Source organism: Brevibacterium sp. H602, from assembly GCF_051172395.1.
Lineage (GTDB): Bacteria > Actinomycetota > Actinomycetes > Actinomycetales > Brevibacteriaceae > Brevibacterium.
The window spans coordinates 47104-65794 of the sequence record NZ_JBPIZD010000008.1 but is presented as its reverse complement, the minus strand read 5'-3'; the positions used below and the strand labels follow the sequence as shown (position 1 = coordinate 65794).

The window sequence follows — 18691 nt, the reverse complement described above, 5'->3', positions numbered from 1 at the left end:
GACATGCTGCTCATCCACTGCCCGAACTGCGGGCCACGCGACGAAACCGAATTCCACTACGGCGGACAGGCGCACGTTCCCTACCCTGAAGACCCGTACGCCCTGACCGACAAAGAATGGGGCGAGTACCTCTTCTACCGTGAGAACAACCGCGGTGCCTTTGCTGAGATGTGGAGCCACAGCGCCGGCTGCCGAAAGTGGTTCAACGCCATCCGCAATACGGCCACCTACGACTTCGCCGCGATCTACCCGATCGGCTCACCCCGTCCCGACACCCAAGGAGAGGTTCGATGACGAACACCACCCGACTGCACTCCGCGTCTCGACTGCCCTCTGCCACCGGCATCGACACCACCCGCCCGATCGACTTCACCGTCGACGGACAGACATACTCGGGCTTCGACGGTGACACGATCGCCAGTGCGCTGATCGCCGCCGGCCGCATCGACTGCGGCAACTCGACCTACCTGGGACGTGCTCGCGGCATCCTCGGCGCCGGCGTCGAGGAGTCCAATGCGCTCGTCCGCGTGCACTCCCGCTTCCCCGGAGACGTCTCCGAGTCGATGCTGCCTGCCACCCGCGTCGCCATCGCCGAAGGGCTCGAGGCCGACTACCTCGCCGGACTCGGCATCCTCGACCCCGGCCAGGACGAACTCACCTACGAGCACAAGCACGTGCACACCGACGTTCTCATCGTCGGCGCCGGCCCGGCCGGACTCGCCGCCGCCCGGGAAGCCGGCAAGTCCGGAGCCCGCACCCTGCTCCTCGACGATCAGTCCCGGCCCGGCGGCTCGCTGCTCGCGGCGGGACCGGCCACGGCCGAAACCATCGACGACGTCGACGCCCTCGCCTGGGTCGAGTCCACCGTCGCCGGATTCGCCGCGCACGAAGAGCTCACCTACGTGAAGAACACCACCGTCTTCGGCAGCTACGACTCGAACTACTTCGTCGCCCTCGAAGACCGCACCGACGCCGTCGCGGCTGTCGGTGGTCGTGGAGTGCGTCAGAAGGTCTGGCACGTCCGTGCCGGTCAGGTCGTGCTCGCCACCGGTGCGCATGACCGTCCGATCGTCTTCGCCGACAACGACCGTCCCGGCATCATGCTCGCTTCGGCCGTGCGCACCTACCTCGGCCGCTACGGTGTGGCCGCCGGGCAGAACGTGGCCGTGGCGACGACGAACGACTCCGCCTATGACCTCGTCACCGACCTCCACGCGGCAGGCATCACCGTCCCTGCGGTGATCGATTCCCGCACCTCAGCCTCGGCGATCGCCGAATCCGTCACCACCGCCACGGGCACCCGTCTCATCCTCGGCTCCGCCGTCACCGGCACCGCCGGTGACGGACCCGCCGGACGGGTCAGCGCCATCACTGTCGCCGGACTCGACGACGACGGCGTCGCAGCCGAAAACGGTGAGAGCATTCCCGTCGACCTGCTCGCGGTCTCCGGCGGACATTCGCCGGTCATCCACCTGCACGGTCAGCGCAAGGGCACAATCCACTGGAACGGCGACATCGCGGCCTTCGTGCCGACGACGCCCGTGCGCGACCAGTTCACGGTCGGAGCAGTGACCGGGGACTACTCGCTCGAAGCGGCTCTGCGGCAGGGCGCCGAGGCGGGGAACCAAGCGGCGAACCGCACCGGCTTCCCGGCCGCGCTCGCTGTGCCCGCCGTCTCAGCGATGGCCTATGCTCCGGCCCGTCCACTGTGGCTGGTCACGTCGGCGCAGGACGACCACCAGAACCTGAGCACTCACTTCATCGACTTCCAGCGTGACCAGACCGTCGCCGACGTGCAGCGGGCGATGGGCGCGGGCATGCGCTCGGTCGAACACATCAAGCGCTACACCTCGATCTCGACGGCGAACGATCAGGGCAAGACCTCAGCGGTCAACGCGATCGGCGCGATCGCCTCGGTGCTGGGGAAGGCCGACGACCTCGGACAGGTCGGGCACACGACCTTCCGCGCCCCCTTCGCCCCGGTGCCCTTCGCGGCACTGGCCGGACGGCGCAAGGGCGAGCTCTTCGACCCGGCTCGGGTCACCTCGATCCACTCCTGGCACGTCGCCCACGGTGCCGAGTTCGAAGACGTCGGGCAGTGGAAGCGTCCCTGGTACTACCCGAAGCCGGGTGAGGACATGGAGGCGGCGGTGCTGCGCGAGGGCAAGGCCGTGCGCGAATCCGTCGGCTTCCAGGACGCCTCGACGCTCGGCAAGATCGAGATCCGCGGGAAGGACGCCGGGGAGTTCCTCGGCCAGATCTACACGAACGGCTTCAAGAAGCTGGGGGTCGGCAAGGGTCGGTATGGGCTGATGTGCAAGCCCGACGGAATGGTCTTCGACGACGGTGTGACCCTGCGCGTGGCCGAGGACCGCTACTACATGACGACGACGACCGGTGGGGCGGCGACCGTCCTCGAATGGCTCGAGGAATGGCATCAGACCGAATGGCCCGACCTCGACGTCGTCTTCACCTCGGTGACCGAACAGTGGTCGACCGTCGCCGTGGCCGGACCCCGGTCCCGCGACGTCATCGCCAAGCTCGCCCCGAACCTCGACGTGTCGAACGACGCCTTCGAGTTCATGGGCTTCCGCGAGACCACCCTGGCGAACGGCATTCCCGCCCGCATCTGCCGGATCTCGTTCTCCGGCGAGCTCGCCTTCGAGATCAACGTCGACACGTTCTACGGGCTGGCAGTCTGGGAAGCCGTCGCCGAGGCGGGCGCCGAGTTCGACATCACCCCCTACGGCACCGAGGTCATGCACGTGCTGCGTGCCGAGAAGGGCTTCATCATCGTCGGCCAGGACACCGACGGCACCGTCACCCCTCAGGACGCGGGCATGGAATGGATCGTGTCGAAGGTCAAGGACTTCATCGGCAAACGCTCCTACTCCCGGGCCGACACGTCACGGGAGGACCGCAAGCACCTCGTCGGGGTGCTGCCCGTCGACGGCACGACCCGCCTCGCCGAGGGCGCCCAGCTCATCGCTGCGGGCACCCCCGTCACACCGGAGGACGGACCGGTGCCGATGATCGGACACGTCACCTCGTCCTATATCTCGCCGAGCCTCGACCGGCCGTTCGGACTCGCACTCGTCGAGAACGGCCGCAACCGCGAAGGAGAGATCGTCAAGTCCCCCTTCGGCGACACCCTCGTCGACGTCGAGATCACCTCGCCCGTCTTCTACGATCCGGAAGGAAACCGCCGCGATGGCTGACACCACCTATTCCACCCGTTCGACGGCACAGTCCCTCTCGACCGCTGAGACGCAGGCCGCCCACGCGGGCACCGGGTCGAGCGGACTCGATGACCTGCGGGTCTCTCCGGCCGCGCACCTGGCCGGGCTGATGTCCGAGGCGAGCGCGGCGGGCGGCCGCAGCGTGGGCTTGCGCGAACTGCCCTTCACCGTGCAGATCGGCCTGCGGGCACAGCCGGATTCCGCATCATGGAAGTCGCTCGAGGACACGTTCGGCCTGCGCCTGCCCCGCGGCGTCGGTGAAGTCACCGGTGATCCGGCGGCTCAGCACGTGCTGTGGCTGAGCCCCGACGAATTCCTTGCCGTCGACGTCTCCCGCTGCCAGCAGCCCGGCGAGACGATCGTCGCAGAGGCGGGACTCGAGGGACTGCCCGGACAGGCCGTCGATCTCTCTGCCAACCGGACGATCCTCGAACTGACGGGGGAGAAGGCCCGCGAGGTGCTCGAGAAGAGCTGCCGCGCCGATCTCCACCCCCGCGCCTTCGGAGTCGGCACGGCGATCGTCACCGCGTTGGGACCCGTCCCGGTCATCCTCCATCACAGCGGTGAGGACACCTACCGCGTCTACCCGCGGGCGAGCTTCGCGGACTTCACGGTCCGCTGGCTGCTCGACGGAATGGCGGAGTTCCTCACCGAATGAGCTACGACCGGTCGACCGTGCCGATGCCGATCGCCATTATGCGGCAGACTGGGACACCGGGACTTCGCCCCACAGACAGAAAGATACGGACATGCAGGACTACATCTTCACCCTCGAATGCGCCGAGCGCCCCGGAATCACGCATGCCGTGACCGGTGCCCTGCTCACCCACGGCGGAGACATCAAGGAACTCAAACAGTTCGACGACCAGTCGACCCAGCAGCTGTTCCTGCGCATCGACTTCAGCGTCTCCGACGAGCCCGGCAATGGTGTCGAGGCTCTGCGGACCGACTTCGAAGCGATCGGCGAGGAGTTCGGAGCGACTTGGCAGCTGTGGCCGCAGGGGCAGAAGCGGCGGGTGCTCATCATGGTCTCGAAGTTCGAGCACTGCCTCAACGACCTGCTCTTCCGCGCCCGGGTCGGCGAGCTGCCGATCGAGATCGCCGCAGTCGTGTCGAACCACCCTGACCATCGTGAGCTCGTCGAATGGCACCACATCCCCTTCTTCCGGATCCCCGTGACGAAGGAGACGAAGCCCGAGGCCGAGGCGAAGCTGCTCGAACTCGTCGACCGCTTCGAGGTCGACCTCGTGGTGCTCGCCCGCTATATGCAGATCCTCTCCGACGACCTCGCCCGCGAGCTCACAGGACGGGCCATCAACATCCACCACTCGTTCCTGCCGTCCTTCAAGGGCGCGAAGCCCTACCACCAGGCGTGGGAGCGCGGAGTGAAGACCGTCGGGGCGACCGCGCACTTCGTCAACTCCGAACTCGACGAGGGGCCGATCATCGCTCAGCAGCTCGTCGAGGTCGACCATGCCTTCACTCCCGAGGACCTCGTGGCCGCCGGTCGCGACGCAGAATGCAAGGCGCTGTCCAATGCCGTGAAGTGGCACTGCGACGGACGTGTGTTCCTCTCGGGCAAGAGGACCGTCGTCCTGCGCTAGAACCGCTTTCGCACCGACCGCTCAGGTTGCCGTCGCTGTACCGCGTTATGCGGCGAGCGGTCGACGGCAACCTGAGCGGTCGGCGTATCCACGGCGCCGTGGGACTGAGCTCATTGAAGGGGCTGCTTGCTGCCTCGGCGTGGATAGACTGTCGACTATGAGCGAGACCCAGACCGAGATCGGCCCGCGCATCGGCGACCAAGTGTTCGAAGCGCTGCAGGCGAGCATCCTCTCCGGCGAATATCGCAGTGGAGATCGACTGCGGATCCGCCAGCTCGCGGCGTCCCTGGGTACAAGCGTCATGCCCGTGCGGGAGTCGCTGGCCCGACTCGAGGAGGTCGGGCTCGTCGAGACCAGCCCGCACCGCGGGGCCGTGGTCAAGGAATTCACCGCCGAGGAGCTGCTGCAGATCTATTCGGTGCGTCGCATCCTCGAGGTCGAAGCGACGGTCCAGGGTGCGCAGAAGCTCGTTGGGGGGGCCGGGCGCGGCTCGATGAGGAGTTTGCGGCGATGGAGGCGGCTCTCGACTCCGGCGATGCCTCAGAGTATCTCGACCACGACGAAGAGCTGCTCGCGACGATATATTCCGCCTCGGGCAATCCCGTCCTCGTTGAGACGATCCGGACCCTGTGGCTGCGCTGCCGGGCGTACAAACTCGTCGGTGCCAGGCGGGAGATCTCGGCCGACGCCAAGGCGCCGTTGCTCAAGCACCAGCGCCGACTCATGGATGCCGTCGACGCCGGTGATCCGGGGGCGGCCGCCGAGGTGACCGGGGAGTCTTTCGACGACGCCGTCCGCCGCATCCGTGCCGGTCTAGGGGCCTGAGGGCCGGTCGCTGAGCCCATTCCGGTCGGCCGATTTCTGGGAAGGTGCGACCGCTCTGGCTGTTCCAAATACGTACGCACCGACTGCGCACTCAAGCGTCGGTCGTGCCCACTGACCGTTCGAGTTACCGTCGCTGTACCGAGTTATGCGGTGCGAGGTCGACGGCAACTCGAGCGGTCGGTGAAGCTCAGGCGCGGCTGAGGAGCACCGAGTGGAGTTCCTCCGGCAGCTCGACGACCTCGAGGCTGCGTTTGCGGCCGAAGTCGAAGCCGAACCGTGCGTACAGCCGGTCAAGATGCTCGGCGACCCGCTGCGAATAGCCAGGGTCGAAGGCATCGGCCGCGATCGCGATGACGAACAGTCCCGTGCCCGGGCTCTCCTGACCCGAGTCGAAGGCGGGTGCGTCGACGGAGAAGCGGCCCCCGCCGTGGACGGCGAGGAGTTCGATCATGAGCGCGACATTGCTGCCTTTGACCCCGCCGAACGGCAGCAGGGAACTGGCGAGGGCGGCCCCGGCATCGTTCGTGGCCGCCCCGTCGGGTGCGAGGGCCCATCCGTCGGGGATCGTCTCTCCCCGGTCGGCGGCGTTGCGGACGTTGACCCACGCGGTGGCGCTGGTCGCCTGATCGAACATGCGCGGGCCACCGGTATGGGGAACGGCGAACGAGAACGGGTTCGTTCCGGTCGCCGAGCCCGGTGTGCCGAACAGCGACATCAGCGCCGGTGAGTTGGCCCCGGCAAACGCCACCGGGCCCCGTTCGGCGAGCCGCGTCGTATAGCAGCCGAGCTCTCCGGCGGTGAAGGCGTTGGCGATGTTGAGGACGGAGATGCCGAGCGATTCGGCGGACGAGGCGAAGTCGTCGAAGGCTGCATCGAAGGCGAGCTGCGCGGTGCCGCGGTCGGCGTCGACGTGGTGCGCTGCGGGCAGTTTGTTCGTCACTTTCGGCTGCGCCCGCCCGTTGATGCGGCCGGCCTCGAGGCCGTCGAGGTAATCGAAGAGATGCGCCGTGCCCACGGCGGTCTTGCCCCGTCGCTCGGCAGCTACGGTCGCCTCGGCCAAAGACTGCGCCAGCGCGGGTGACCCACCGGCAGCGGTGATCGCTGCAATGCACAATTCACGCAGTTCGGGAATCGTCAGGGACACGGTCGTGGCATCAGGAGTCTCCGGCATGCCCTCACGCTACCGGAGTTCGCGCAGTGCGCTGGAGCCGGACCCGGGGTGAGTACGAAGCGCCCCCAGGCTGCCGCGGCAACACCTGGGGGTCGTCAGCTCTGGGGCCAGCCAGTCACGTGGTGACTCGGGAACCGGGAGCCCGACGTTGCTAGTGGTCAGGCTACCAGGAGGTCAGACCCCGTGCGCATGTAAGCAGATCGGCGCTTCCTGCGGGTGGATCCGTCTCGATCCAATAGCGGATTTCGAGGTGGATCCGCCCGCAGGAGTCATGCGCGAGGGGAACAAAGGCCGCCTCAGAGGTCGCCGGAGTCAGGGGTGAGGTCGGACTGCGAACTGAGCGCCTCGGCGATGGCCTTCGCCTCCCGGCGCAGCAGAGCGACGAGGCGTTCGACCCGGGAACCGGTGACACGGTCGGCGATCGAGGCGATCGACAGGGCCGCACGCGGCCGCGATCCGCGGATGCGCAGCGGAACCGCGACCGCCCACGACCCCTTGGCGAAGAGCCCGGGATTGTGGACGAATCCGTCGATGCGGGCCTGATCGATGATGTCACGCAGATGTGGAACGGAGACCTTCGGATACCTCTCGGCGAGGATCTCGGCGTTGGCCTCGAACTGGGCGTCCACCTCGGCGGGGGAGAGCTCGGAGAGGATCGCCAGCGATCCGGCGCCGATGCCCAGCGGGTGACGGTCGCCCACGGACAGGGCGTTGTTGAAGATCTCACCGAAGCCCTCCTCGCGGCGGGCGCAGATCGAATAGCTGCCCGTGCGCAGGGTGAGGAAGACGGTGTCCTGGCTGAGCTCGGCCAAGCGCATCAGGCTCGACTCCGACTCCGTGACCAGCGGATCCACCGATTTCTGGGCCAGTTGACCGAGGATCTGCGACTGCACGCCGAGGCGGTACCCGCCCTCCTCGAGGCGTTCGACGTATCCCATGGCGATGAGCGCCTGGAGCATGCGGTGGACGCTGGCTTTCGGGCGGCCGCTGATCGAGGCGAGCTCGGACAGGCTCGCGCCTTCGCGCCGCTCCCCGGCGATGAGGCCGACGAGGTTGAGCAGCGTCAGCGCGCGTTGGATGCTCTGAGCGCCGGTGCCCGGTTCGAGGCTGTCGACGGCGTGGGCGACATTGAACGAAGCGGACCGGCGCAGGAGCCGACCGCGCATCTTGATGCGATACTCCTCGCGGAGGTCCTCATTCGAATCGGCGGCGTTGTGCATGACTCCATTATGGCCCGTTGCCGTCGTCGCCTGCGGGGTGCCACCGTGATCCAGGATGTGGAACTCGGTATCGATCGGCGAGGACCGCCTCGGCGACATCCGCGCCTAGACTCGGATTCGCCCTGCCCGAAGGCGGGGCGCATGGATCAACTGGACCGTGCGGGTCCGCGAGAGGTGAGTGAGGCGTGGCCAAGACCGTCCTCGATATCGCTGATGTGACATTCCGGCGTGGGCAGACGCAGATACTCCACGGCATCGATCTGCTTGTCAATGCCGGCGAGCACTGGGTGCTCATCGGTCCGAACGGGGCGGGGAAGTCCACGCTGCTGAGCTTCGCCTCGGCGCAGGTGTTCCCGACCTCGGGCACCGTGGATATCCTCGGATCACGCATGGGTCGGGTCGAGCTCGCCGCGCTGCGCCGCCTCATCGGTCACGTCAATCCACGTCATCCGCTGCGGTCGAACCTCACCGTCCGCGAGGTCGTCCTCACCGGGCTGACCGGCACCGTCGAACGTCCCATGCGGTGGGAGCCCGCGCCTGAGGATGTCGTGAAGGCCGATGCCCAGATCGCCGAGGTGGGACTGACGTCCCGCGCCGACGCCGGGTGGAAGGTGCTGTCACAGGGGGAGCGCGGGCGTGCGCTCGTCGCCCGGTCGCTCATCGCCGAACCACAGCTGCTGCTCTTCGACGAGCCGACCACCGGACTCGACGTGGCCGCACGCGAACAGCTGCTCGAGACCATCGACGCCCTGTCTCTGCGCTCGCCGGAGCTGTCGACGCTGCTGGTCACCCATCATCTCGAGGAGATTCCCGAGACGACCACTCACGCCGCGCTCATCTCCGACGGGCGACTGACCGCCGCCGGTCCCATCGCCGAGGTGCTCACCTCCGAGCAGGTCTCTGCCGCCTTCGACCATCCGATCGAAGTGGGCTTCGCCGACCGCCGCTGGTCGGCCCGCGCAGTTCGGTCCGGTGCGGCACCTCGGACGACCGGTGCAGGGCGGACCGCTGCCGCGCTCGGCTGACGAACCGCGTCCGTGCTGAGGATCGGCTGGGACGATCACCGCGCGCATTGCACGGCTGTGCACTCGGGCCTAGGCTTGAGGCATGAAGATGAGTACCGTGTGGAGCATCATCGGCGCGATCATCGCCATCATCATCGCGTGGTGGGTGGTCAACGTCGCGTTCTCCATTGCTTGGTTCCTCGTTAAAGCCATCATCACCGTCGTCGTGGCGCTCGCGATCTTCGGCCTCATCAAGGCCTCGCTGAAGTCCAAGGACCGCGACCGAACGCGCTGACGTCCAACGTTCGACCATGCTGACTTCCGGCGCTCGAATCGCCGAGGTGGCCGTCCCCGTGATTCAGAGATCGCTGAGGCTCGTGTTCGCCCCGCAGAGGACGACGCAGACCTTCTCTTTTTCGGCCGGAACATAACCGCCCGGCGACTTCCCGTCGCTGGCAGTCTTCCCTCTGCCACCACCGCTGACTCCCGCCAACGCCGTGGCCGCCGCATGCTCGACCGCCAGCCGGTGTTCGTCCCACAGTCGCTGTCGTGCTTCGATGATGGCGTCGTCGCTGACCAGCACCGAGGTGACCAGATCTGATCGCGCCGCCTCCAGCGCCAGCGAAGTGGCACGACGGGCTCCGAGCGAATCCGCTGCCACCGAATCGACCGTGACATCGACCGGTTCGCCCGCTTCGATCGCTGCACTCAGCGCTCGGCAGTTCTCCGGCTCAACCGCGACAGTGCGCACTCCGTGATGAGTCGCGGCCGTCGCGACGCCGGCGAACAGACCGCCGCCTCCGACCGAGACGACGACCGTGTCGAGATCGGGCACCTGCTCGAGGATCTCGGTCATCAAGGTGCCCGCGCCGGCGGCGATGAGCGGATGGTCGTAAGCGTGCGAGGCCAGCGCACCGGAGGACTCGACGAATTCCTGGCAGGCGGCGGCCGCCTCGGCGAATTCGGAACCGACCAACTCCACTCGCGCACCATACGATCGCAGCCGTTCGACCTTCACGCTCGGCGCGGTGGTCGGCAGGAACACGGTCGCCGGTACACCGGCGGCACGGGCCGCCCATGCGCAGGCGAGTCCGGCGTTGCCGCCCGATGCGATCGTCACTCCCGCCTCGGGGAAGGTGCCTTCGGCAAGGTGAGCCTGGATGAAGTTCTGCGCACCGCGGGCCTTGAACGTGCCGGTGTGCTGCATGAACTCGAGGGCGAAGACTATTCCGTCGTTCCCCCGCTGGGTGACCGTGACCGGACGGACCTGCCCGGCGATCCGGGCCGCCGCGGCTTCGATGTCGGGATACGCGAGGGAAGTCGGGTTCGTGTGGTCTGGCAGGGTCATCTCATCAGCCTATGCGAGAGCTGCTGAGTGGGTGCGCCGCCTCGGTGGATTGTTGGGTCGATCCACGGCGTTTCAGGCGGAGGACTCACCGTGGATCGACCAGGAAATCGAGGTGCAGGTGACGAACTGGGGGTTCGCCGCAGCCTCAGTGGTGCTTCGTCAGGCCGAGGTCGTTGCCCTTCGTCTCCTTGACGAGGCTGACGCCGATGAGCGAGATGATGCACACGACGATCATGTAGATCGCGATCGAGATCGATGAGCCGGTCTCGGCGAGCAGAGTCTCGGCGATAGTCGGGGCGAAAGCGCCGCCGAGGATCGCGCCGAGCGCGTAGCCGATCGAGACGCCCGAGTAGCGGACCTCGACCGGGAACATCTCCGCATACATCGCCGACATCGGGCCGTAGGACAGGCCCATGCCGACGGTGAGGACGAAGATGCCGATGCCGTACATCCAGATGTTCGCCATGTCGATCATGAGGAAGGTCGGGATGAGCCACACGATGAGCAGGACGTACCCGATCTGGAAGGTCCGCACGCGACCGAGCTTGTCCGACAACGCGCCGCCCCACATCGTGAACACCAGCCAGCCGAAGCTCGCCAGCGTCGTCGCCAACAGCACGGGTGCCCGGTCGAGGCCGACGGATCCGCCTTCCTCCAGCGGGCGCGAGGCGTAGGCGGCAAAGAACGCGATGATCATGTAGCCCACGGCGTTGTTGCCGATGAAGATGAGCGCGGAGAGCACGACTTCCTTCGTGTTCTTCTTGAACAGGGTGCCCAGCGGAGCCGAGGATTCGGCCTTGCGCTCGGCGAGCTCGGCGAAGACCGGGGACTCCTCGACCTGGCGGCGGATGTAATAGCCGACGAAGACGAGGACGACGGAGAAGAGGAACGGGATCCGCCAGCCGAAGCTTGCGAACTGTTCGGCGGTGAGGACCGTGGTGAGCACCCAGATCACGCCGGTGGCGAGGATCATGCCGACCGGCACGCCGATCTGCGGGTACGCGCCGAAGATGCCGCGCTTGGAGATCGGGGCGTGTTCGACCGAGAGCAGCGCGGCCCCACCCCATTCGCCGCCGGCGGAGAAGCCCTGCAGGATTCGCAGCAGGGTGAGCAGGATCGGCGCGCCGACTCCGATCATCGCGTAGTTCGGGAGCAGGCCGATGAGCGAGGTCGCGGCCCCCATGAGGATGAGCGTGAGCACGAGCATCTTCTTGCGTCCGATCCGATCGCCGAGGTGGCCGGCGATGATCGCGCCCAACGGGCGGAAGAGGAACGAAATGCCCAGAGATGCCCACGCCATGATCTGGCCGAGTGCCGGATTGTCCGCGGCCAAAGGGCCGAAGTACTGGGCGGAGAGGATGAGGCCGGCGGCCTGAGCGTAGATGAAGAAGTCGTACCACTCGATGGTGGTGCCGACGAGGGTGCCGGCGAGGACCTTGCGCTCCTCGCGGGTGGTCGTATGTGGGGTGGCCGGATTCGGAGTGACTGGGCCTGAAGCGGTGGCGGACATGAGCGGAACCTTCTGTTGCTGGGCGACTTTGCCGGGTGCCGTCTCCGGAGGCGGTGGTCCTCGACTCTGAGTGATCGCCGGTGCCTCGGGTCTGGCGGCGGACGGATGGACGTCTGCCTCGACCGACCGGTGAGTTGGCGGCTGACTGCCACATCAGCGCCTGACTGCTTGGTCAGTAATTGAGAACGATCATAGGTCAGAAAGCGCCCCCGTGTCACTCGCGTATCACGAGGCGCACCGAGGATGTGCCGCGGTTTCGTCCGATCGCCCTGGTTGAGACTGCCCATGACAATTACCGACCGATTGGTTAGTATATGTCTAGGAATCGGCAGCGGTGCCGAATGCGGCCGCCGTGGACCGGGAGACGTCGTTTCACCAGGGAGAGCAAAGCATGACCGAAATCCTCAGTTCCTATGTGGCCGGATCCTGGCACACGCCGGCAGCGACCGAGTCCGCCCGGCCCGTCCGCGATGCCGGCACCGGGGAACTCCTGCACTCGGTGACCTCGGCCGGTGTCGACTTCGCCGCCGTTGCCGACCACTCCCGGACCACCGGCATCGCCGAACTGCAGAGGCTCACCTTCCACCAGCGCGGTGTGATCCTCAAGAAGCTCGCGACCTACCTCATGGAGCGCACGAAGGACTACCACGAGATCTCCTTCACCACCGGCACCACCAAGCGCGACGCCTTCGTCGACATCGAAGGCGGAATCGGCACACTCTTCACCTACTCCGGCGTCGCCCGCCGTCAGATGCCGAACTCGACCGTCCACCTCGACGGCGGAGTCGAGCGCCTGTCGAAGAACGGCACCTTCGTCGGCCGCCACATCCTCACTTCCCGGCAGGGTCTCGCGCTGCAGATCAACGCCTTCAACTTCCCCGTCTGGGGCATGCTCGAGAAGTTCGGACCGATGTTCGTCGCCGGCGTCCCCGTCGTCGTCAAACCCGCCACCGACACCGCGCACCTGACCCGCGCGGTCGTCGCCGACATGATCGAGTCCGGTCTGCTCCCGGCCGGTGCGATCCAGCTGGTCTGCGGTGACGTCACCCCGCTCTTCGACGACCTCGCCGAACAGGACGCGATCGCCTTCACCGGTTCAGCGCACACCGCCCGCACGCTGTCCGCGCTCGACTGCGTGACCCAGCGCGGCACCCGCTTCTTCGCCGAGGCGGACTCGCTCAACTTCTCCCTGCTCGGACCCGATGCCGGACCCGGCACTGAGGAATTCGACCTCTTCGTCTCCGGCGTCGTCGCCGAGATGACCGTCAAGGCCGGACAGAAGTGCACCGCGATCCGCCGCACCTTCGTCCCCGAAGCCCACGCCGAGGCGGTCGGTGAAGCCATCATCGCGAAGCTCGCCACCCAAGGTGTGGGCGATCCGCGAGAGAAGTCCACTCGCCTGGGCCCCGTCGTCTCCGACAAACAGCGCACCGACGTCCTCGACGCGGTCGATCAGATCATCGCCGGGGGAGCCCACCTGCTCACCGGCGGGCGTGAGGAATCCGATCGTCTGGCTGCCGAACACGGCGGAGCCTATGTCGCGGCGACCGTCCTCCAGGCCGATGACGCCTGGTCCGATGCCGTCCACGACATCGAGGCCTTCGGGCCCGTGACCTCGATCATCACCTATTCCGACACCGAGGACGCCGTCCGCCTGGCCGCCCGTGGCCGCGGTTCGCTGGTCGGCTCAGTCGTCACCCACGACCGTGAGTTCGCCACCGAATTCGTCCGCAAGATCGCCCCGTGGCACGGCCGTGTGCTCGTCCTCGACCGTGACGATGCCGCAGAGTCGACCGGTCACGGTTCGCCGCTTCCGAACCTCATCCACGGCGGCCCAGGACGGGCCGGTGGCGGTGAGGAGATGGGCGGACTGCGCGGTATCACACACTTCATGCAGCGCACCGCGATCCAGGCCTCCCCGGACATGCTCACCGCCATCGGCGGGGAATGGGTCAACGGATCGGAGCGCCGCCTCGGCGAGCATCCGTTCACGAAGTCGCTTGCCGACCTGCGCATCGGCGACACCCTCGACTCGGAATGGCGGGAAGTCACGCTCGACGATATCGAGCACTTCGCGAACTTCACCGGCGACACCTTCTACGCGCACATGAACGAGGAAGCGGCCGCCGCGAACCCGTTCTTCCCGGGGCGCGTGGCGCACGGCTACCTCATCGTGTCCTTCGCTGCCGGACTCTTCGTCCAGCCGGACCCGGGCCCGGTGCTCGCGAACTACGGACTCGAGGGCCTCAACTTCATCACGCCCGTCTCCCCAGGTGACAAGCTCAAGGTCACGCTCACCGCGAAGCGTATCACCCCGCGTGAGACCGACGAATACGGTGAGGTCCGCTGGGACGCACAGGTCGTCAACCAGAACGAGGAGCCCGTCGCGAACTACGACGTGCTCACTCTCGTGGCCAAGGAATACTGAGGCTCAGGCGGCCCGAAAGCCCTACTGGCAGCACTGGCCGTCACGCGGAACGCCTCGCGCCGAGGATGCAGATCCTCGACGCGGGGCCCTGTCGTTCAGTCGGCGGACATAGTCGTTCAGGAGGTTCGCGGAACGCGGACCTTGAGTGCTGAGGGTCGGATCTTCACGGTGGCAGGGGTCTGCGCGATTGCGTCGCCGTCGACGATGATCTCGATCGGGGCGGCCCCTTCCGGGACGTCGATCTCCACCTCCCGAGCGTGGGTGAAGTGGATATGAGGGTGCCGGTGATGACGGCCGAAACTGTACTCCACGACTTCGACGGCGAGCTTGGGCAGGAACCCCTCCTGGAGCAGGACCACGTCGATGAGCCCGTCGTCGAGGGCCGCCTCGGGGGAGAGCCTGAGCCCGCCGCCGTAGCGCCCGGAATTCGCGAACCCCGCAGTGAGCCCACGAAATGAAAAGCGCTGGCCGTCGATGGTCAGCTCCAGCTCGATGCGTTTGGGCGGCAGCAGCGCGCGGACGACCCCGTAGAGGTAGACCCAGCGGCCGCGGATGAGCCTCGCCGCATTCGCTTGGTGTTGGACGGTCGAGTCGAGGCCGAGACAGACATTGCCGAGACACACCTTCCCGTCGAGGTCGAGCACATCGATGGTCCGGTCACGGCCGTCGGCCATGATGGCCGCGGCTGCCTCGATGTCCTTCGGGATGCCGAGTTTGCCGATGAGATCGTTGCCGCGTCCACCGGCGATGACACCCAACGCGGTGTCCGTGTCGACGAGCCCGGCTGCGACCGAACGCGCCATCCCGTCACCGCCGAGGGAGACGACGAGATCCGAACCCTGTGCGGCGAAGTCAGCAGCGAGCTGCTTGGCGTGGTCCGCGCTCGTGCTCCTGACGAACCTTGCCTCGAGTCCATGTTCGGCGAACGTCGTCGTCAGGGGGTCGATACGTCTGAGCACGGCGCCTTTGCGTGCACTCGGATTGAGGATGATCGGAACCGTCGAGTCGGCAGCGTTCATGGAATTCTTCCCGGGACGTCGCTGTCCAGATTGATGGGGTGAAGGCCCTCAGGCCTCCAGCCCCTGGAAGGCCATCGTCGTGACCGCCTCGGCGATGGTCTCGGGATCGACGGGATAGCTGGGCCGGTACCACTCGGTGATCGAGTTGACCATGCCGAAGAGCAGGCGCGTGATGAGCCCGGGGGTGAAGTCCGAGCGCAGACCGCCCTCGGCGATGGCGGCCTCGACGAGAGCACGGACCTTCGCATCGATATTGCGCCGGGCCTCGAGGGCCTCGCGTTCCAAGGGCGAGTTTCCGCGCACGCGCAGCAGCAGCGTCACCGAATGGTGGTACTCGATGAGGATGACGACGCTGGCGCGCACGGCCAGCTGCAGGCGTTCGAGGGCGGTGACGTTCTCGCGCAGACTCTCGGTCTCCACGGCGGAATCGAGGGCACGGATGCCGCGGCTGATCGCCAGGTGCAGCAGCTCTTCCTTCGACTTCACGTGATGGTAGATCGCGGACTTCGTGATGCCGAGCTCACGGGCGACGGTGTCCATCGACGTGCCGTCGTAGCCGCGGGAGACGAAGACCTCGGTGGCTTTGTTGATGAGCGTCTCCCGGTCGTATCCGGGACGGCCACGGCGCGAGCGTTTGGGGGCGGCCGCCTCGGCGGGGGTGGTCGAGGACGTCGACGCGGTGGTCGTCGATTCCACGGACGACGTCGTCGAGTCCGGGGATGTCGACGCAGGTGAGGACGATTCGGGCATGCGCATCAGTCTAACGGCCACCTCGGTGAGTGCCCTCTCGGACGTCACGAGAGCCTGCGAGGCGCGCCACGGCCGGGTCCGCGCCGGTGAGCCTACCGGCAGGACCTCTTGCCGTGACGCGCGCCGTCGCCGTCATCTCAGCGCACGCCCTCGCGGCGGTCGATGATGCGCTTCATCTTGCCGACCGAGCGCGGCAGATCCCCGGGCATCTTGATGTCGATGGCGCAGGAGACGCCGAGGCGCTCCTTGATGCGGGCGGCCACGAGCTTGTCGAGGCCGTCGAGCTCGACGGCACCGACGCCTTCGCGAGCCTCGACCTCGACGGTCATCTCATCCATCCGACCCGGGCGGGTGAGGACGAGCTGGAAGTGAGGGCTCAGGGGTGCGAACTCGAAGAGCACGGTCTCGACGTTCGCGGGGTAGACGTTGACGCCGCGGATGATCATGAGGTCATCGGAGCGGCCGGTGATGCGCGAGATGCGGCGGAAGTTCGGGCGCGCGGTGCCCGGCAGCAGCGTCGCCAAATCGTGCGTGCGGTAGCGGATGATCGGCAGCGCTTCCTTCGTCAGCGAGGTAAAGACGAGTTCGCCCTCCTCGCCGTCGGGCAGCACCTCGCCGGTGAAGGGGTCGACGATCTCCGGGTAGAAGTGGTCCTCCCAGATCGTCGGGCCGTCCTTCGTCACCGCGGACTCGCAGGCCACACCGGGTCCCATGACCTCGGAGAGGCCGTAGATGTCGACGGCATTGATGTTGAAGGAGTTCTCGATCTCCTTGCGCATCTCGTCTGTCCACGGCTCGGCGCCGCAGATCGCGGTCTTCAGGCTCGTCGAGGTCGGGTCGATGCCCTGCTTGCGGAATTCGTCGAGGATCGTGAGCAGGTAGGTCGGGGTGGCCGTGATGATGTCCGGCTTGAAGTCCTGGATCAGCTGCACCTGGCGCGGGGTCTGACCGCCGGAGATCGGGACGACGGTGAACCCGTGACGCTCCGCCCCGTGGACGCCGAGGCCGCCGGTGAACAGGCCGTAGCCGTAGGCGTTGTGCATCATCTGTCCGCGCTTGCCGCCGGCACCGAGGATGGACCGCGCGATGAGGCTGCCCCACCGATCGAGATCGCCCATCGTGTACCCGACGACGGTCGGCAGACCGGTCGTTCCCGAGGAGGCGTGGATGCGTGCGACCTGCTCCTGGGGGACGGCGAAGAGCCCGAACGGGTAGTTGTCGCGCAGGTCCTGCTTGGTGGTGAACGGCAGCTTCGCAATGTCGTCGAGGCTCGTGATGTCGGCGGGAGTCACACCGAGGTCGTCGAAGGCCCTCCGGTAGAACGGCACCCGTTCGTACACCGAGGTCACCGTCGTCTTGAGGTTCTTCAGCTGGTCGGAGCGCAGCTCGTCCAGGCTCATCCGTTCGCCGGCGTCGAGGTCGGTCTCAGTCATCATCGTCTCCTTGCGAATCTCTTCTGTGTGTCAGATCCAAAGACCGCCGAGGTGGTCCACCGTTCTTCGGTGTCCGGTCGTCGACGGGTGGTTCGGTGGGGGTGGTCCGGCGCGGCTGAGTGCCGGACGCGGGTCGGGAGGTCGTGGGGCCGGCCGGTTCTACTTGCGGGCGGGCAGCGTGCGGGAGCGGCCGCGGTAGGTGGCGATGATGTCGTCGCCGCGGGTGACGGTGACGTCGTAGATGCCCGAGCGGCCCTGCTTGACGACCTCGTGGCCGCGAGCGACGAGCTGATCGCCGAGGTGCGTGGGCTTGAGGAAGTCGATGTCTCCTCCGGAGGCGACGGTGATCGAACCGGGATAGTTGCAGGCCATCGCGAAGGTGGTGTCGGCGAAGAGGAAGACATAGCCGCCGTGGGTGATGTCGTGGCCGTTGGTCATGATGTCGGTGACCGTCATCGAACACTGTGCCCATCCGGGTCCGTGGTCATCGACGGTGATGCCCAGGTGCTGGGAGGCGCGATCATTGGCGAACATCGCGGCAGCGCCGGTGGGCTCGGATGAGGACTTGGGGGTGGCCGCCCCGGCGGGGAACTCGGGGGCCGCCTCGGTGGACCCTGTGGGATCGGTCTGCGGTGCTGCCTCGGCGGGGGAGGGGTCGTTCGGGGTCTGTGACTCCGCGGTCGTCGTATCGTGGGCGGACTGTCCCATGGTCGGCTCCTCCTCGAGTCGCGGGTTCGGGCGCGGTGCACGGGGAGTGCCTGCGCCGCTGCGTATGGACGACGGTGAGAGTTCCCCGTGATCCCGGACGGTCAGCCCGCCGGAGAATAAACGACCATCTGGTCAATAAATATCGTTCCGATCGTCGCCGGTGTCAAGTCACGGGGTGTGGTTGGCGAGGATCCTGCGTCGAATTGCGCACGCATCGTCAAGCGCGGCGAATCGTGTCCTTCCTGCGTCGAATCCCGCGCGCATCGTCAAGTGTCAGCGGGAAAGTCAGCGGGAAATAGGTCGCTATCGGATAGTTCCCGAGAAACATAGGTCGGCATCGGACATTCTTCGGCGCTGAAAGTATCCGACGCTGACCTATATTCGGCGGGCGACGTTCGGTGCCGCGGCTCGACGACGCGGCATGGCGGCGAA

At 66.9% G+C, this 18691-nt stretch carries 16 protein-coding genes and 1 pseudogene; 9 read left to right on the top strand and 8 right to left on the bottom strand.

Going from position 1 to position 18691, the window contains the following annotated elements; genetic code table 11:
- Positions 1–3: 3 nt before the first annotated feature.
- The 6 genes and pseudogenes from ACSBQT_RS07770 (at position 4) to ACSBQT_RS07745 (ending at position 5668) form a co-directional block, all read left to right on the top strand.
- Positions 4–294, top strand: coding sequence for a sarcosine oxidase subunit delta (locus ACSBQT_RS07770; RefSeq protein WP_410709439.1), 291 nt, complete (start codon positions 4–6; stop codon positions 292–294).
- Positions 291–3218: a 2Fe-2S iron-sulfur cluster-binding protein gene (locus ACSBQT_RS07765; protein ID WP_410709440.1), complete on the top strand. Its 2928-nt coding sequence runs from the start codon at positions 291–293 to the stop codon at positions 3216–3218. Before ACSBQT_RS07770 ends, ACSBQT_RS07765 begins: the two co-directional genes overlap by 4 nt.
- Entirely contained in the window at positions 3211–3897 is a 687-nt protein-coding gene (locus ACSBQT_RS07760) for a sarcosine oxidase subunit gamma (protein ID WP_410709441.1), read from the top strand. Before ACSBQT_RS07765 ends, ACSBQT_RS07760 begins: the two co-directional genes overlap by 8 nt.
- A 91-nt stretch (positions 3898–3988) precedes the next feature.
- On the top strand, positions 3989–4843 hold the full coding sequence (purU, locus tag ACSBQT_RS07755; RefSeq protein ID WP_039211576.1) for a formyltetrahydrofolate deformylase: 855 nt from the start codon (positions 3989–3991) through the stop codon (positions 4841–4843).
- 157 nt (positions 4844–5000) lie between these two features.
- Positions 5001–5162, top strand: a pseudogene (locus tag ACSBQT_RS07750) (GntR family transcriptional regulator); the annotation flags it as partial.
- A gap of 191 nt (positions 5163–5353) precedes the next feature.
- On the top strand, positions 5354–5668 hold the full coding sequence (locus ACSBQT_RS07745; protein ID WP_435001363.1) for an FCD domain-containing protein: 315 nt from the start codon (positions 5354–5356) through the stop codon (positions 5666–5668).
- A 187-nt stretch (positions 5669–5855) separates the two neighbouring features.
- Here the strand turns inward: ACSBQT_RS07745 and ACSBQT_RS07740 are convergent, their stop codons facing one another.
- Together ACSBQT_RS07740 and ACSBQT_RS07735 are read right to left on the bottom strand one after the other, a co-directional pair.
- Positions 5856–6839, bottom strand: coding sequence for an Ldh family oxidoreductase (locus ACSBQT_RS07740; RefSeq protein ID WP_410709442.1), 984 nt, complete (start codon positions 6837–6839; stop codon positions 5856–5858).
- A gap of 296 nt (positions 6840–7135) precedes the next feature.
- Positions 7136–8059 carry an IclR family transcriptional regulator gene (locus tag ACSBQT_RS07735; protein ID WP_410709443.1) on the bottom strand — a complete coding sequence of 308 codons (924 nt, stop codon included), beginning with the start codon at positions 8057–8059 and terminating at the stop codon, positions 7136–7138.
- A gap of 185 nt (positions 8060–8244) precedes the next feature.
- On the opposite strand from ACSBQT_RS07735, the gene ACSBQT_RS07730 reads away from it, so the two are divergent.
- Together ACSBQT_RS07730 and ACSBQT_RS07725 are read left to right on the top strand one after the other, a co-directional pair.
- A complete protein-coding gene (locus ACSBQT_RS07730; protein ID WP_410709444.1) occupies positions 8245–9084 on the top strand; it encodes an ABC transporter ATP-binding protein in 840 nt (279 codons plus the stop codon).
- 82 nt (positions 9085–9166) lie between these two features.
- The gene (locus tag ACSBQT_RS07725; RefSeq protein ID WP_039211572.1) at positions 9167–9358 is read left to right on the top strand and encodes a hypothetical protein; all 192 of its coding nucleotides are present in this window, start codon (positions 9167–9169) and stop codon (positions 9356–9358) included.
- Between the two features lie 63 nt (positions 9359–9421).
- Here ACSBQT_RS07725 and ACSBQT_RS07720 read toward each other — a convergent pair whose 3' ends face one another.
- Together ACSBQT_RS07720 and ACSBQT_RS07715 are read right to left on the bottom strand one after the other, a co-directional pair.
- A complete protein-coding gene (locus ACSBQT_RS07720; protein WP_265418822.1) occupies positions 9422–10411 on the bottom strand; it encodes a serine/threonine dehydratase in 990 nt (329 codons plus the stop codon).
- A gap of 145 nt (positions 10412–10556) precedes the next feature.
- The gene (locus ACSBQT_RS07715; RefSeq protein ID WP_410709445.1) at positions 10557–11921 is read right to left on the bottom strand and encodes an MFS transporter; all 1365 of its coding nucleotides are present in this window, start codon (positions 11919–11921) and stop codon (positions 10557–10559) included.
- A gap of 391 nt (positions 11922–12312) precedes the next feature.
- On the opposite strand from ACSBQT_RS07715, the gene paaZ reads away from it, so the two are divergent.
- Positions 12313–14349, top strand: a complete 2037-nt coding sequence (paaZ, locus tag ACSBQT_RS07710) for a phenylacetic acid degradation bifunctional protein PaaZ (RefSeq protein ID WP_410709446.1) — start codon at positions 12313–12315, stop codon at positions 14347–14349.
- A 116-nt stretch (positions 14350–14465) separates the two neighbouring features.
- Here paaZ and ACSBQT_RS07705 read toward each other — a convergent pair whose 3' ends face one another.
- From ACSBQT_RS07705 to paaI, 4 genes are all read right to left on the bottom strand, one after another.
- A complete protein-coding gene (locus tag ACSBQT_RS07705; protein ID WP_410709447.1) occupies positions 14466–15368 on the bottom strand; it encodes a diacylglycerol/lipid kinase family protein in 903 nt (300 codons plus the stop codon).
- 48 nt (positions 15369–15416) lie between these two features.
- Positions 15417–16118: a TetR/AcrR family transcriptional regulator gene (locus ACSBQT_RS07700; RefSeq protein ID WP_410709448.1), complete on the bottom strand. Its 702-nt coding sequence runs from the start codon at positions 16116–16118 to the stop codon at positions 15417–15419.
- 137 nt (positions 16119–16255) lie between these two features.
- On the bottom strand, positions 16256–17551 hold the full coding sequence (locus ACSBQT_RS07695) for an AMP-binding protein (RefSeq protein WP_410709449.1): 1296 nt from the start codon (positions 17549–17551) through the stop codon (positions 16256–16258).
- A 159-nt stretch (positions 17552–17710) separates the two neighbouring features.
- Positions 17711–18259 (bottom strand): hydroxyphenylacetyl-CoA thioesterase PaaI, encoded by a 549-nt coding sequence (gene paaI, locus ACSBQT_RS07690; protein WP_410709450.1) that lies wholly within the window; start codon positions 18257–18259, stop codon positions 17711–17713.
- Between the last annotated feature and the right edge of the window lie 432 nt (positions 18260–18691).

What these genes read in the sequence shown, in the direction of transcription:
- ACSBQT_RS07765 (WP_410709440.1), top strand. Translation starts at nt 291, where the DNA reads ATGACGAACACCACCCGACTGCACTCCGCGTCTCGACTGCCCTCTGCC.
- ACSBQT_RS07720 (WP_265418822.1), bottom strand. Translation starts at nt 10,411, where the DNA reads ATGACCCTGCCAGACCACACGAACCCGACTTCCCTCGCGTATCCCGAC.
- paaI (WP_410709450.1), bottom strand. Translation starts at nt 18,259, where the DNA reads ATGGGACAGTCCGCCCACGATACGACGACCGCGGAGTCACAGACCCCG.
- ACSBQT_RS07740 (WP_410709442.1), bottom strand. Translation starts at nt 6,839, where the DNA reads ATGCCGGAGACTCCTGATGCCACGACCGTGTCCCTGACGATTCCCGAA.
- ACSBQT_RS07725 (WP_039211572.1), top strand. Translation starts at nt 9,167, where the DNA reads ATGAAGATGAGTACCGTGTGGAGCATCATCGGCGCGATCATCGCCATC.
- ACSBQT_RS07700 (WP_410709448.1), bottom strand. Translation starts at nt 16,118, where the DNA reads ATGCCCGAATCGTCCTCACCTGCGTCGACATCCCCGGACTCGACGACG.
- ACSBQT_RS07705 (WP_410709447.1), bottom strand. Translation starts at nt 15,368, where the DNA reads ATGAACGCTGCCGACTCGACGGTTCCGATCATCCTCAATCCGAGTGCA.
- ACSBQT_RS07735 (WP_410709443.1), bottom strand. Translation starts at nt 8,059, where the DNA reads ATGCACAACGCCGCCGATTCGAATGAGGACCTCCGCGAGGAGTATCGC.
- ACSBQT_RS07760 (WP_410709441.1), top strand. Translation starts at nt 3,211, where the DNA reads ATGGCTGACACCACCTATTCCACCCGTTCGACGGCACAGTCCCTCTCG.
- ACSBQT_RS07745 (WP_435001363.1), top strand. Translation starts at nt 5,354, where the DNA reads ATGGAGGCGGCTCTCGACTCCGGCGATGCCTCAGAGTATCTCGACCAC.
- ACSBQT_RS07715 (WP_410709445.1), bottom strand. Translation starts at nt 11,921, where the DNA reads ATGTCCGCCACCGCTTCAGGCCCAGTCACTCCGAATCCGGCCACCCCA.
- paaZ (WP_410709446.1), top strand. Translation starts at nt 12,313, where the DNA reads ATGACCGAAATCCTCAGTTCCTATGTGGCCGGATCCTGGCACACGCCG.
- ACSBQT_RS07770 (WP_410709439.1), top strand. Translation starts at nt 4, where the DNA reads ATGCTGCTCATCCACTGCCCGAACTGCGGGCCACGCGACGAAACCGAA.
- purU (WP_039211576.1), top strand. Translation starts at nt 3,989, where the DNA reads ATGCAGGACTACATCTTCACCCTCGAATGCGCCGAGCGCCCCGGAATC.
- ACSBQT_RS07695 (WP_410709449.1), bottom strand. Translation starts at nt 17,551, where the DNA reads ATGACTGAGACCGACCTCGACGCCGGCGAACGGATGAGCCTGGACGAG.